12 protein-coding genes and 1 pseudogene are annotated in these 14,290 nt (G+C 34.0%); 11 read left to right on the top strand and 2 right to left on the bottom strand.

Annotated elements, in window-relative coordinates; translation table 11 throughout:
* Nucleotides 1–255: 255 nt before the first annotated feature.
* Genes FJR45_RS07315 through FJR45_RS07280 form a run of 8 tightly spaced genes read left to right on the top strand, consistent with a single transcriptional unit; the run spans nucleotide 256 to nucleotide 7,379 of the window.
* Nucleotides 256–960, top strand: a complete 705-nt coding sequence (locus FJR45_RS07315; protein ID WP_193149947.1) for a DUF2461 domain-containing protein — start codon at nucleotides 256–258, stop codon at nucleotides 958–960.
* The gene (locus FJR45_RS07310) at nucleotides 953–1,252 is read left to right on the top strand and encodes a cupin domain-containing protein (RefSeq protein ID WP_193149946.1); all 300 of its coding nucleotides are present in this window, start codon (nucleotides 953–955) and stop codon (nucleotides 1,250–1,252) included. Before FJR45_RS07315 ends, FJR45_RS07310 begins: the two co-directional genes overlap by 8 nt.
* Before the next feature lie 3 nt (nucleotides 1,253–1,255).
* Nucleotides 1,256–2,209 (top strand): ferrochelatase, encoded by a 954-nt coding sequence (hemH, locus tag FJR45_RS07305; RefSeq protein WP_193149945.1) that lies wholly within the window; start codon nucleotides 1,256–1,258, stop codon nucleotides 2,207–2,209.
* On the top strand, nucleotides 2,206–2,841 hold the full coding sequence (locus FJR45_RS07300) for an HAD family hydrolase (protein WP_193149944.1): 636 nt from the start codon (nucleotides 2,206–2,208) through the stop codon (nucleotides 2,839–2,841). The genes hemH and FJR45_RS07300 overlap by 4 nt, the downstream gene beginning before the upstream one ends.
* Nucleotides 2,842–2,886: 45 nt before the next feature.
* Entirely contained in the window at nucleotides 2,887–3,654 is a 768-nt protein-coding gene (locus FJR45_RS07295; RefSeq protein WP_193149943.1) for a hypothetical protein, read from the top strand.
* Nucleotides 3,655–3,712: 58 nt separating this feature from the next.
* Nucleotides 3,713–4,912 (top strand): molybdopterin-dependent oxidoreductase, encoded by a 1,200-nt coding sequence (locus tag FJR45_RS07290; protein ID WP_193149942.1) that lies wholly within the window; start codon nucleotides 3,713–3,715, stop codon nucleotides 4,910–4,912.
* Nucleotides 4,913–4,921: 9 nt separating this feature from the next.
* Nucleotides 4,922–5,233 (top strand): sulfite:cytochrome C oxidoreductase subunit B, encoded by a 312-nt coding sequence (locus FJR45_RS07285; RefSeq protein WP_193149941.1) that lies wholly within the window; start codon nucleotides 4,922–4,924, stop codon nucleotides 5,231–5,233.
* Between the two features lie 34 nt (nucleotides 5,234–5,267).
* Complete coding sequence (locus FJR45_RS07280) at nucleotides 5,268–7,379, top strand: methyl-accepting chemotaxis protein (RefSeq protein ID WP_226966403.1); 2,112 nt, start codon at nucleotides 5,268–5,270, stop codon at nucleotides 7,377–7,379.
* Nucleotides 7,380–7,887: 508 nt separating this feature from the next.
* Here FJR45_RS07280 and FJR45_RS07275 read toward each other — a convergent pair.
* Nucleotides 7,888–9,069: an ISAs1 family transposase gene (locus FJR45_RS07275; RefSeq protein ID WP_226966519.1), complete on the bottom strand. Its 1,182-nt coding sequence runs from the start codon at nucleotides 9,067–9,069 to the stop codon at nucleotides 7,888–7,890.
* Between the two features lie 277 nt (nucleotides 9,070–9,346).
* Nucleotides 9,347–10,552: an IS256 family transposase gene (locus FJR45_RS07270; protein WP_193149938.1), complete on the bottom strand. Its 1,206-nt coding sequence runs from the start codon at nucleotides 10,550–10,552 to the stop codon at nucleotides 9,347–9,349.
* Between the two features lie 462 nt (nucleotides 10,553–11,014).
* On the opposite strand from FJR45_RS07270, the pseudogene FJR45_RS07265 reads away from it, so the two are divergent.
* The 3 genes and pseudogenes from FJR45_RS07265 to FJR45_RS07255 all read left to right on the top strand — a co-directional run bounded on the left by FJR45_RS07265 (nucleotide 11,015) and on the right by FJR45_RS07255 (nucleotide 14,276).
* Nucleotides 11,015–12,402 (top strand): annotated as a pseudogene (locus tag FJR45_RS07265) (transposase).
* Between the two features lie 92 nt (nucleotides 12,403–12,494).
* Nucleotides 12,495–13,346 (top strand): hypothetical protein, encoded by an 852-nt coding sequence (locus FJR45_RS07260; protein WP_193149937.1) that lies wholly within the window; start codon nucleotides 12,495–12,497, stop codon nucleotides 13,344–13,346.
* Nucleotides 13,347–14,276 carry a retron St85 family RNA-directed DNA polymerase gene (locus tag FJR45_RS07255; protein ID WP_193149936.1) on the top strand — a complete coding sequence of 310 codons (930 nt, stop codon included), beginning with the start codon at nucleotides 13,347–13,349 and terminating at the stop codon, nucleotides 14,274–14,276.
* Nucleotides 14,277–14,290: the final 14 nt, after the last annotated feature.

Here is a 14,290-nt window from a genome sequence, read left to right as displayed (position 1 = left end):
CAACTTTGTTGGTACTCAGGTTTTAACTTCAATACTGGTAAGTGAAGCATTTTTTTGGAACGCGGACTTCAGTCCGGGCTGAGAGTGGCAAGAGTATTGCAACAGCCGGCACTGCAGAAAAAAATTTAGTTTTTTTCTAAGTCATGCTTTAGCATAGAAAGTACCGGTTCCGAAAAAGCATTAATTTTCTTAACTTAATGGCAGTGAGGTTTTAACCTTGCTAAAAATTGATAAACTCGTAAAATAGGAATCGTATTGGAATTTACAGGTTTTAGTAAAAAAACACTGCTGTTTTTGGCTGATTTGAAACAAAACAACAACAAAGAGTGGTTTAGTGCACATAAAAAAGAGTATGAAGAACTGATTTTAAACCCGTCTCGTGCTTTTGTTACTGAGATGGGCGAACATCTTCAGGCCCTTGAACCTACCATTAAAGCAATACCGAAAATCAATCAATCCTTGTATAGAATCTACCGTGACTCCAGACGTCCAAATGCAATAGCACAGCCTATGAAAGAGCGTATCGGCATTATCTTTTGGCAGGGAGAACACAAGCGCATGCAGAGTTCCTCGTTTTATCTGCACTTTTCCACAGAGGAGCTTTATGTGGCAACAGGTGTGCGATGGTTTGAAAAACCAATGTTGGATGCTTTTCGCTCAACCATTAAAAATGATGCCAAACGTGCCGAACTTGCAAATATACTTAAAGTTATCAAAGCAAAAAACAAAAACTACACCCATCTTGAAAAAGGTTATAAACGTTTTCCTAGAGGATTTCATGCCGATATGCAACATGCAGATTTAAGTTTGTACAAAGGCATGGCAACCTACACAAAATTTGATCCGCATCTCATTGAAAAGGGTGATGAATTAATAGAGCGACTCTATACAGTCTATGAAGATATGCTGCCTTTGCAACAGTTTATGTATGCAGTAAGCCTGCGAGTGGAATATGACTAATATTTTTGAATATGCGTTGCCGCAGCCTAACAGTGAGACTTTTGAAACACTTCTTGCAAAAAAAAATGTAGAGATTAAAAGAGTTGTCAGCAACACACTTAAAACACCGCAAATATTTGTTGACAAGCGGGATGAATGGGTTGTCGTTCTCAAAGGTTGTGCAAAATTGGAAATAAATGGTATAGTACACAAATTAAAAAGCGGTGATACTCTGTTTATAGCTGCAAATACAAAGCATACGCTCCTCAAAACAAAAAAAGTCGTTGTCTGGCTGAGTGTATATATAGGATAAAGATTGAAAAAAGAGGCAATAGTATTACTGAATATGGGTGGTCCAAACAACCTGAATGAAGTAGAAATGTTTTTAAAGAATATGTTTGCAGACAAAAATATACTGACGATGAAAAGCAATCTTGTCAGAAAAATGGTTGGCGGACTGATTGTCTTTAACCGTGCGGAAGCCTCTCAGGAGATATACAGAGAACTTGGCGGAAAATCGCCTATAGTGGGGCATACAAAAAATCTTGTGGCAAAATTGCAAAAAAAACTGGGTGAAAAGTTTATAGTTGATTTTGCCATGCGTTATACACCGCCTTTTGCCTGTGAAGTAGTGGAAAAACTGGCTAAAGAGGATGTGGACAAAATATATTTGATTCCTTTGTATCCGCAATACTCGACAACGACGACAAAGTCCTCTCTTGAGGATTTTGAAGAGTGTTATCACAAAAGTAGAGGCAATGCACTCTTGGTGGAAATAAAACATTTTTTTGAAAATAAAACATATAATAAAGCAGTCATTGAAAATATTAAAAAAACGGTAGGGGAGAGTGAGTATCGTGATTTTGATATTATTTTTTCAGCACACGGACTGCCGCAAAAAATTATAGATGCGGGAGATGTGTATGAAAAACATGTGAACCGTCATGTCGAAATTTTAAAAGAGATGATGCAAGAAGAAAACATGGTGTTCCATGAGGTGCATTTGGCATACCAGTCGAAAGTAGGGCGTATGGAGTGGCTCAAACCTTCACTTGAGGACAAACTCAAAACAGTCAGAAACAGGGGTGTTGTCATTTTTCCTATCGCCTTTACTATTGATAATTCGGAAACAGACTATGAACTGGATGTGGAGTACAGAGAAATAGCACAGGATTTGGGATTTAAAGAGTACAGAGTCTGTAAATGTCCAAATGACAGTGATTTGTTTGTTGAAGCCCTTGTGGAAATTTATAAAAAGATGAAGTCATGAAAAAAATAGTTATATTTGATATGGACGGGACATTGATTGATTCAAAAAAAGATATTACTATCTCAGTCAATTATGTAAGAAAAACAAATCATAACCTGCCTCCACTAAGCGAAGAGTTTATAGTGGATGCTATTAACAAAGAGGTAAGAAATCTGCCTAAACTTTTTTACAATACTGAAATCTATGAAGAAAAAGACAGAATTCTTTTTGAAAAACATTATAAAGAGCAGTGTATAGAACATCCTTATCTTTATGAGGGTGTACAAGAGATGCTTGAGCGGTTACATGTAAAGGGGGTAAAGCTTTCAGTTGCGACAAATGCACCGACACAGTTTGCCCTGACAATGCTGGAACATTTACATGTAGCCGATCTGTTTGACATGATAGTCGGTGCGGATAAAGTACAGGCATCAAAGCCGCATCCCGATATGATACACAAGATTTTGAATTTTTACAATTATGATGCAAAAAAAGATAAAGCATGGATGGTAGGGGATAATTCAAAAGATATCAAAAGTGCACACAATGCCGGTATCGAAGCTATTTTTGCAGCATGGGGATTTTCTGCGCATGGCACACATAGTGTTGTGGTAAAAGATCCAAAGGAAATAGTAGATATCGTTTTGCAATAAATTATGATACAATAAATCCTAACTCGATTGAGGAGGGATGTCAAAATGTTTCATAATGATTTACTGATAGCTTTTATTGTAATGGGCATTTTATTTTTACGACAAATAGCAATTTTGAAACGTCCGGACAAAATTAACTATGCTCCTCTTGTGCTTGTTATCGGAGTGATTGCTACACTTGTCCATTTTATTTTGCATACACAGCATGCAGATATTTTACTTCTTGTCAAAGAATCTCTTTTTCCTCTTCTCTTTGCTTTAATCTTATATGTGATTATGAACATTTTTCATCAAACACAACAATCGCAGTTTATGAAAATGCAAGAAGAATATCGTAGAAAATTTCAAGAAGAGATGAGAACACTGTATAAAAAGTTTGAGAGTATAGAAGCTGTTTTTAGTGAAATGAAATTGGCGGAAATTGAAAGTATTATACATGCAGACAGAGATATGCAGAGAATTGAAGAGCAAGATATTGTTTTAGAAACATCAAATAAACTGTCTGCTTTGATAAAAGATTTTGAAAAGGAGATACTGCTTTTAAAGTCTCATGCCGGCAGTATAGATACAACTTTAAGTGAGAGTGAAGCCAAACTGTTAAATGTTAAGAATCAAAGCGAAATGATCATAAAACAGATTGTTTTATCAGTGAAAAATATGCAGGAACTTGAAAAAACAACAGAAAATTTTCCAAAAATATTTTCTCAATTAAACAGTGTGATTCAAGAAATAGAAGCGATAAAGTCAGATTATATAACATCATGCAAAGAGCTTGAAAATCTTTTAAAAAGATTGAAAAAAAAGCTTCTTTAAGTCATTTTAAATATTTGTCGATATAATCCAAACAAAAATAACAATTATAAGGAAAAATATGAAAAGAAGAGAATTTCTTAAAACTTCTATGGTTGCTTCAGCTGCTATTTTAGGTACAACTGCTTTATCAGCCGGTGAAACACACCAGCCAATTGATGGTAGAAAAGTCTCTGATATGGCTTTCCCTGAAAAAAGACCATTGATAACCTATTCGGACAGACCACCGCTTTTGGAATCACCAAGAAGCACATTTGCACGCGGCATCACTGAAAATGATGAATTTTTTGTCAGATGGCACCTTCCGGATATTCCGACACATATTGATACAGATACTTATACTATCAAAATAGATGGATTGGTTGAAGAAAAACTAGAAATTTCCCTTAAAGAGTTAAAAAATGATTTTGAACAGGTAGAAGTCACTGCAGTTTTACAATGTGGTGGAAATTCTCGTTCGGCATTTACTCCAATTGCAGGTGGTATCCAATGGGGCAGTGGTGCGATGGGATGTGCAAAATGGAAAGGTGTACGTTTAAGTGATATACTGAATCGAGCAGGCTTGAAAAAAGATGCACACTGGATAGGCTTTAACGGAAAAGACAATGCTGCATACTATGAAACACCTAATTTTGTAAGAGAATTAGAAATTGAAGAATTAAATGATCATGTTATTATTGCTTATGAAATGAATGGAGAAGATTTACCATATCTTAATGGTTTTCCACTTCGCTTGGTTATTCCTGGATATTACTCAGACAGTTGGGTTAAAATGCTGAGTAACATTACAGTAACAAATAAATATAAATCTCTTTTCTTTATGGATGTTGCATACCGTGTTCCAGACAATAAATGTGAATGTGAAACTCCAAAACATAAATTCAAGCCAACAAAACCGATTACAAATATGAATGTAAAGTCAGTGATAGGCTATCCTGAAAATGGAATGAAACTTTATCATAATTCACATGTTGTGGTGCGAGGAGTGGCTTTTGATGATGGACACGGAATTAAAGAAGTGTTGATTTCAGTTGATGCTGGAAAAACATGGGAGAAAGCACTGTTAAAACAGGAAAATGGTCGTTATGCATATACAGAGTTTAGATATGCATACAAACCTGCAAAATACGGTAAACTAACATTTATGGCAAAGGCAATTAATCGTCTTGGTGATGAACAGCCATTTGCAAAAGATATCGGATGGAACCATGGCGGATACAAATACAACGGTATTGATGAAGTTACAGTAGAAGTGGTTTAAGGAGAAAAAATGAAAAAATTATTATTAATAGCAATACTGTCCGCAGGTTCACTGTTTGCACAGGTAAAAGGTGATATTGAAGTTCCATATATATCTTATCAAATAAAAATGGGTAAAGGATTTGATGCTGTTCAGGCGAACTGTTTAATGTGTCACTCTTTTGGTTATATTATTAATCAAGGGCCTCAGTCACGAGAGTTTTGGCATAAAAAGATAGAGAAGATGATTGTGCATTTTAAAGCACCTATCAGCAAAGAAGATGAAAAAATTGTGACTGACTATCTCTTTAAACATTACGGAAACGGTGAATTAAAAGAGTAAAAAATACAACATTACAGGAATGGAGGTAAATTTCATGTCAATCAGTAAAAAAATACACATACCCTTGGTAGTTTCTATTTTAGCAGGGTTTGTTGTTATCTTAGTAAACTACTATTATTCTATTAAAGACTTGGAACATGAGGTTTATGCTTCAGAATCTGTTTCTCTGCATCTTACTTACAAGCAAGCAATGCAAGCAAAGGAAGATATCGGTCTTACCAATGCTATCAACATATCGCAAAATTACAGTGTTATACGCTCATTGATGGAAAACAACAGAACTGTTGCCATCAATGGCTTAAGAAGCCTTTCTCAAAAATTTAAAAAATACACAAATTATAAAAATGTTAAAATACATATACATGATGCAAATGTGCATAGTTTTTTACGGGCATGGAAACCAAATAAGTATGGAGATGATTTAAGCTCATTCAGAAAAACTATTGTTGCGGTAAAAAATGAAAAAAAACCAATTGTAGCTATAGAACTTGGCCGGGCCGGGCTTGTTCTGCGTGGTTTGGCTCCGGTAATAGTCGATCATGAATATCTTGGTTCTGTTGAGTTCATGCAAGGTTTAAACTCTATAGTAAAATCTGCGAGAAAAAACAACGGATACGAAATAGCCATTGTCATGAAAAACAAATACCTTTCAACTGCCCGTTCTTTAAAATCTGCTCCAAAAGTCAGTAATTTTACACTTGCAGTCAAAGAAAAAGTGGTAAATAAAGATTTTTTTAATGATTTGGCTCATATTTCCATTGAAAAAACAGATGCACCACAAATAACTGATAAATATTTTATAGTTTCAGAACCTATAAAAGATTTTTCAGACAATATTGTTGCATATGCACTGATTGGTGAAGATATCAACAAAGTAAACAGTGTCATTTCTCAATCCAAAGATTCTCTTTTGAGACAAGTATATATTATGTCTTTGGTTGATCTGTTTATTTTGCTGTTTTTAATGTACATTATCAAAAAAACAATTACTGATCCTATAGTAAATCTTGCAAATGTTGCTGATGAATTGGCACAGGGTGATGCTGATTTGTCAAAAAGACTTCCTGTGGTATCAGAAGACGAATTAGGGCAGGCGAGTAAAAATTTCAATGCCTTTTTGGATAAAGTCGAAGCACTTGCACTTGAAGCAAAAGAAGAAGCTCTAAGAGCTGAAGATTCTGCAAAACATGCTGCGGAAATTGGCGAGAAGAACAAACTTACTCTTGCACTGTCAGGAGAGATGATAAGCGGTGCAGTAGACAATGCAGAGAATTTAAGAAACAGTATGTCCCAGAGCGTTGAAAGTGTCAATCAGGTAAATATACTCAATGCCAAAACATCCGAAGTCATTAAAGAAGTGACACACTCTACGGATAATATTAAAGATGCAATTGGCAGTATTACAGAGATGGTTTCGGAATCACGGCATTCTGCAGAGGAACTGAATGCAAATGTTGAAGAGATTTTTAATGTGATTTCTCTTATTAAAGATATTTCAGACCAGACTAACCTGCTGGCACTGAATGCGGCTATAGAAGCAGCACGTGCAGGTGAACACGGACGAGGGTTTGCAGTCGTTGCCGATGAAGTGCGTAAGCTTGCAGAACGAACGCAAAAAGCTACAAGTGAAGTAGAAGCAAATATAAGTGTGCTCAAGCAGAATTCTATGAATATGAGTGAAAACAGTGAAAAAATTGAAGAACGCTCTATAAGTTCACAACAAACACTCGAGGTCTATGTTGACACGCTTTCTCAGTTAATTTCCAACAGTGAAGCTATCACAAAAGACAATGAAATTATAGGATACGAACTCTTTGCAAATATGGCAAAACTTGATCATATGGTCTATAAAAACAACGCATATTCATCAATGCTTGAAGGGAAATTGAAATTTGAATTGAGTGATCATACTCAGTGCAGGCTAGGCAAATGGTATGTAGATGAAGGTAAAAAACTATTTGGAAAAAGCAGTTTTTATGCAAACCTGCAAGAGCCGCATAAAAAAGTGCATGATGATATAGCAAAAGTTATGCGCATGCTTGGCAGTGATAAAGTTGATGAAATCATAAAAATATTTAAAGATGCAGAAAAAGCATCACAGGAGTTGTTTAATTATCTGGACAACATGGTTAAAGAGAAATTATAATTCTCTTTAACCGATTTTATTTCTTTTTAGATTTTAAAATAAAATAGAATATTCCTGCAATAACTACAAAAACACCCATTCTTACAGTTAAAGTTGTTAAATCAGTTGTTTCGTTCATAATAAAGTCTTTTTGTTTGAAATTTGCGATTGTGGATGGGGTAGAGGGAAACTCTTGACTAATCCACTAAATACCCTCATATACCCTATATATCGAGGTTTTCACATTTTAAGAATTATAGCAAAATCTATATAATAGGTATATAATGGCACCGAATTGGCACCGAGATTGATATGTAATTAGTTTATGGATGTCAAGGAGGGATTCGAACTCTAATAGAATTAAACTACAACTTCGAAACGAAATAATTATAAATAAAAGTACAAATATTGTAAAAGATTAGATTGGTTTTAAAGATTTAACAATGAAGATAAAATGCTTTGGGTAAAATAAAAGAAATGATTTCCCCTAGGTTCTTCTAGGTAAATCCCACGAAAAATAAAACAAATCTTAATCAATATAGTTTGATTCAATCAATTGAACACTAAAATCATCACGATAAAGAGCATTTCTTTTAATATCTGCCATTGTAGTTTTACCGGTTAGGAGTACCTTTTTATCTTTGTTCTCATTTAAAAACAACTGATAAAGATTAACAGTAAAACTTCTAAGAATAGCTATAGAGAAAGGCTCTTTATATGCTATATGGTCATCTTCTTCAGTAAGCATATCTAAGTGATAGTGATATGTTTCCACTCTCCAATGTTGCAGTATCTTTTGAAGAAACTCTTTTGCAGTTGTTTTAAAGTTAGCCATTAAATATTGAGTTGAAATTGTAACTTCACCAGTCTGTGCATTTGTTAATGTTTTCGTCACTTTAATGAGTGATTGAATATTTTGAAAGTTCTCATGATACATAACTAAATCAGCACTTTTATTTTGAAAAACTTCTACTTTTCGAGAGACTCTTTTGTTGTTTTCAGTTAAATAGCTATCTTCATCATCAACTCTATCTGTAGGCTGATTAAACTCTTCTATGGTCTTTATAGCTTTCTCTTTGAGGTGTTTCTGGTTATCTTTGAGTTTTGCTATATATCTGTTACCTTGCTCATCAATAGTGTTGAGAATCTCTGATTGAGTAAGCAGTGCATCAAAGGAAAATATCTGTCCTTCATTGCTAAAAATATTATCGTTTAAAACCTCTTTGAGTGCAGTAATTTCGCTACTCTTATTTTTATCTAAAAACTTGTGAGCAAACACTATTTTTATATCTTTATCCAAGATATTTAGTATTGCTTTATGTCTTTCCTGTGTGTATTGACCATTCACGTCGCTACCTCTCAGCCACTTCCCGTCAATAGCAATATTTTCTTGTGCAATGAATGGAAAAAAGAACTCTCTAAATACTTTTTCCAAAGCATTATTATCTGTGTTTATCAATAAACGATGATATGTTGATTTGGAAGGAATCGTTATCTCTTCTTTATCAAAAATCTCTTTGAGTATTGCATTGTCTTTGTTATATATCATCCATGAAAATATATCCTTAAAAGTTGTATTTCCTTTGATAAGTGCAAAAAGTGTCATGAAAAGAACTTCGTGCAATGGATATTCTATCTTCCCTGTATCTACTCTATAGTCTGGGATACTTTTTAGCGATTCAAGTAAGGCTTTTGTGCGTGTTAATTTGATGGTAAACTCCTTGTTTTAGGAGTCTAAGCAATATTTCTTCCAGTTCTTTTGAATCTATTGATTAAGATTTATTTTATTTTTCGTGGGATTTACCTATAGGTTCTTCACTATATAAATATAGGAGAGGAGTTGCCTAGGGACTACAAAAGAAATTGTACTCTAACTTTCATTAAAAAATAAATTTAAATACTCAATCAATAAAAGACATTTTAAGCTGTAAAAAATAATAAACTTGTTAAACTAATCTGAACATTCCTAGTTTGGCTTAAAGATAGTGTCAGAATATTTCTGTAAATTCATCCTCAGCTTTTTGAAATTGTACCAAATTATCCCACGAAACATAATTTCTACCCAACCATTTAGCATTTGTGTCAATGGCAAGTGGTACCAATAATCTCAATATTGACCCTTCATTTGGAAAGGCACCTATAACTTTAGTTCTGCGTTTTATCTCCTTATTAAATCTTTCTACTATATTTGTAGAGTGTAGTTTTCTCCAGTGAGTTGATGGAAATGTCAAATAAGTACAACTATCATATAAATTATCCATCAGAAACTTTGCCAGTCTTGGTTTAGAATCTTCATAAGTAGCGATCATTGAGTTAGCAGCTGATATTGCTTCTTCAAAGCTTTTACTCTTGAGCACCTCTTTTAAATCATCTAAAACTTCTTCTAAATCTTTTTTAGCTACAATTTTCATTAGGTTACGCTTCAAGTGTACACTACAGAACTGCCAAGATGAGCCTACGAAACTTTCTTTGGCAGCTTTTTTAATTCCTCTGTGACCATCACTAATAATCAAATCTACTTTCTTTATCCCTCTGTCTTTTAGTCCATCAAAGAACTCTGTATAGGTTGCAAATGACTCACTCTCCATTGGGGTTATATCAAGAATTTCCCTTGTGCCAGTAGTATTAACACCAATAGCTACCATCACGGCTGATGAAACAAACCTAACCCCATCAAATACTTTGAGATATGTTGCATCAATGTAAAGATATGGATAGTGTTCTTGTAAGTCAGAGGTTTTAAATTCCGTAACGAGTTCATCAAGCTCATGGGAGAGCCTGCTCACAGTTTCATGACTCAGCTCAATTCCAAGTTCTCCAACAATAGATTCTACTTTTCTGGTTGATACACCTTTGAGGTAGCTTTCAACAATTATAGAGGAGAGAGCTTTATCTATTCTAGAGTAATTTGCAAAAAGCTTAGTATCAAATTTTCCTACTCTAGCATAAGGTCTTAATAAATTCAACTCTCCAAGAGTAGTTTTTAACCTTCTCTCTTTATGACCATTACGATAATCTTCTCGCTCTCCAGTTCTCTCGTGTTTTTGAGCACCTATACGCTCTGCAAACTCCATCTCCAATACTGCATTGAGAAACTTCTCACCTATACGTCTGAAGCCTTCTTGCTTATCTTGAAGTAATAATGCCCCAAACTCATTCATATCGAACTCTATCTTATTTAAATCAATTTTCATCTATCATTTCCTTTTTAAAAATAATAGCTGATTATTGAATTTACAGAAGATTTATGACACTACCGGCTTAAATCAAAGTAGATTTTATAGCTTGTGCCGGGTGCAATGCCTTGGTCGAATTAAATTGTATAGTTTGTTTGTGCAGCCCTTCTTTTAGAGCTTTGCAACATCCGTTACAAATCTCTAAAAGAATGTCTTCACATCTTAAAAGTAGGAATGAAGTAATAGAATTTGATTCTATTACAAAAATTAACTAAAATGTCTATACTTTCTATCGAAACTGTACGAAAAAGACTTACTGAATTTCATTTTTATTTTCAATCATTTAAATCTATTCAAGAATATCTAGAAATAGTTTTTGTTTTTGGTGGAACTAGGAGCCTGTCGGATTAACCCACTCAAAACCAATAATCAGGTATAATAAATATAAATAAGAGAATATTCTAATAAGGCTTTGACGATATGAAACCCTTCATAGCAGCTAACCGAAATCAGCCATTCCTGATGCCTCCGAGTATAGAAGAGTGGCTTCCAAAGAGGCATTTGGCACGCTTCATTGTAGAGATAGTCGAAACACTCGATCTCAATGATATCTACAAACACTACAAAGAAGGTGGCAAAGATGCCTATGATCCCAAAGCAATGCTTTCGCTTCTCTTTTACGGATATGTGCGGTGAGCGAAGCGAGGAAATACTCTTGGGGTGCAACAGGAGTCTTTTCAAGCAGAAAGATAGAACAGGCTACCTACGATTCTGTACCATTTAGATATATTGCTGTCAATACTCATCCCGATCACGATACCATTGCCAACTTCCGCAAACGTTTTCTTTCCCAGATATCCGATCTCTTTGTGCAGATACTTGAGGTAGCACAGAAGTCGGGCGTACTTAAAGTAGGCAAAGTAAGTCTTGACGGTACCAAAGTCAAAGCCAACGCTTCCAAGCATAAGGCACTGAGCTACGGACATATAAAAAAACTGCAATCCCAACTCGAAGCAGAAGTGCAGGCCTTGCTTGAAAAAGCACAAGAGGCAGACAACAGTAAAAGCGATGAAGGAGTGAATATCCCTGAGGAGCTGGAACGAAGAGAAGAGCGTCTTGAAGTCATTAAGGAAGCCAAAGCAAAAATAGAGCAACGCGCCAAAGAGCGCTATGCAAAAGAGAAAGCACTCTATGATGAGAAGATGAAGAGACGCAAGGAGAAAGAGAAGCTCACAGACAAGAAGACAAAAGGCAAAGTGCCAAAAGAGCCTGTCGAAGAAGTATTGGATAAAGACCAGGTCAACCTGACCGATGAAGAGTCTCGTATTATGAAAACATCAGGCGGAGGGTTTGAGCAGTGCTACAATGCCCAAGCCTCAGCAGAGCATGATTCCCGTCTGATACTCCATACCCATGTTACACAAAACACCAATGACAAACAGGAGGTTAAGCCTACACTGCAATGGTATGAGGTACATCCAAAACTCAAACCTTCCGCTGCATTCAATGCGGATGCAGGCTATTTCAGCGAAGAGAATATCAAGCTATGTGTAAAAAGCAAAATGACACCCTATATCTCATTTGGAAAAGAGCAACACAATCAGCCACTTGAAGAGAGATTCAAAGAGGCAGACCCTTTGCCTGATAATCCTACTGAAGTAGAAAAAATGAAACACCGTCTTCAGACCAAAGAGGGTAAAGCTATTTATGCCCAACGCAAATGTGTCATAGAACCCATCTTCGGTATCATCAAACAGGTAATTGGATTTAGGCAATTTATGCTCAGAGGGCTTCAAAAGGCACAAGGTGAGTGGCGTTTGGTATGCATGGCATACAATCTGAAGAGATTGCATACGATAATGGGATAACAGGAGACAGGGATGGCATATATCGAGCAATATATGAAGGATTTTAGAGAATATTTTCTACATTATCGCTCTAAAAATGGTTTTTTAAAAATATGAGAGATTATAGGGAGTATTTTTGGATGGGTATCCGACAGACTCCTAGTATTTCCAAATTTCCCCAAACTATCCGAGAACAGTTTATAGAATATATTGACAGTGGTATATCAAGTAAGTTTAAATTTGTAACTATTGAAGCAATATATGATGATTTAAAGAATTTTAGTGCCTTAAAAAAAGGAGTGAAAGCTAAAAGAACAGCATTAGTAGAATTAGAACTAAATGCTATTAAACAAGCCTATTCATTAATTATTTTTCCAGAAAGTGTTGGTTCTTATACAGAACTTGGATATTTTACAGCAATAGATGAAACAAAAGAAAAAATTTATGTTGTAAATGATTATAATTACTCTGGTGCAAAATCATATTTAAATCATATTATTGATGTTATTCATAATGATAGAGAGATGAGAGCACTTCAAATAGATTTTAAATCAACAGATAATAATCATAAATTTGCGGAACTAATACATAACCTTGAAGAAGACTATACTTCACATCAACATACATTGAAATTTATGGAGAGTGAATTTTTCCCATTAGTAGTTACATATGAAATTATTCGATTAATGCCTATACTATCATATAGACAGATAGAAGACATGACTAGAGAGCTTTTAGATAACTTAGAATATTCAAAATATGAAAAGAAAAATTTCACTGTTTTAATTTCTTTATTAGTAGTGGCTAAGGTTATAGAAAGATTTAAAGAAGAAGAGCAAATTTACTTTCGTCCAATTGATTCAGACTATACATTGGTTGACACAAATTTAACAGAAAGACAAAAGGCAACCTTAATTAAATTACAATTGGAATACGGACAAGAGGACTCAAGGAGTTATATTTAAATGAATACTTTTCAAAAACAACTTAGTGAAAAGTTTGAAAAACCTTTTTTAGAAATATATCAATTTGCATATTCAGCTTCAAGAAGATATAAAACATATAATATCCCAAAAAGAACTGGTGGAAATAGGATTATTTCTCAACCGTCAAAAGAATTAAAAGAATATCAACGATATTTAATTACTAAAGTATTCTCAAAATTTCCAATACATGAATCAGTATATTCATATCAAGATGGTAAAAATATTAAAGGTATGGCTCTTAATCATGTAAATAAAAGGTTTTTACTAAGAGTAGACTTTAAAAGCTTTTTTCCTTCAATTAAAGGTGAATATATAAGAGGATTTTTAGTGAAAAACATTGAATTATATGAACTGTCTCTTTCCAAAAACGACATTACTTTGATTAATATGTTTGTTTGTAAAAGTAACCAGTTATCAATTGGTGCTCCTTCTTCTCCAATTATTAGTAATATATTACTTTATGAATTAGATAGCTATTTATCCGAAATATGCACCAATTTAAATATTATTTATACAAGATATGCAGATGATATGTACTTTTCAACAAATCAAACAAATCAATTAGAAAAAATCTTACCTCTTTTAAAAGAATATTTAAAATCTTTTTATATTAAACTTGTAGTTAATGAAGATAAAAATATATTTACTTCTAAAAAAAGACGACAGATAGTAACGGGATTAATCTTAACAACTGATGGAAATATTAGTGTTGGAAAAAATAAAAAGAGAGAGATAAAAAGTTTAATTTACCAATATATTAAACAAACAATAAGCTCTGCAGATTTAAATTATTTAAAAGGCTACTTACCTTATTTGTATTCAATTGAACCATCATATATTGATATTTTAAAAAGAAAATATACAGAAAAGATTATTTGTAAACTACTGCCGCTCAAACAAGATATTTAATAGAATTATATTTA

This window comes from Sulfurimonas sediminis, from assembly GCF_014905115.1.
Taxonomy (GTDB): Bacteria; Campylobacterota; Campylobacteria; order Campylobacterales; family Sulfurimonadaceae; genus Sulfurimonas; species Sulfurimonas sediminis.
The sequence above is the reverse complement of the archived record's forward strand: the minus strand, read 5'-3'. Positions and strand labels throughout refer to the sequence as shown.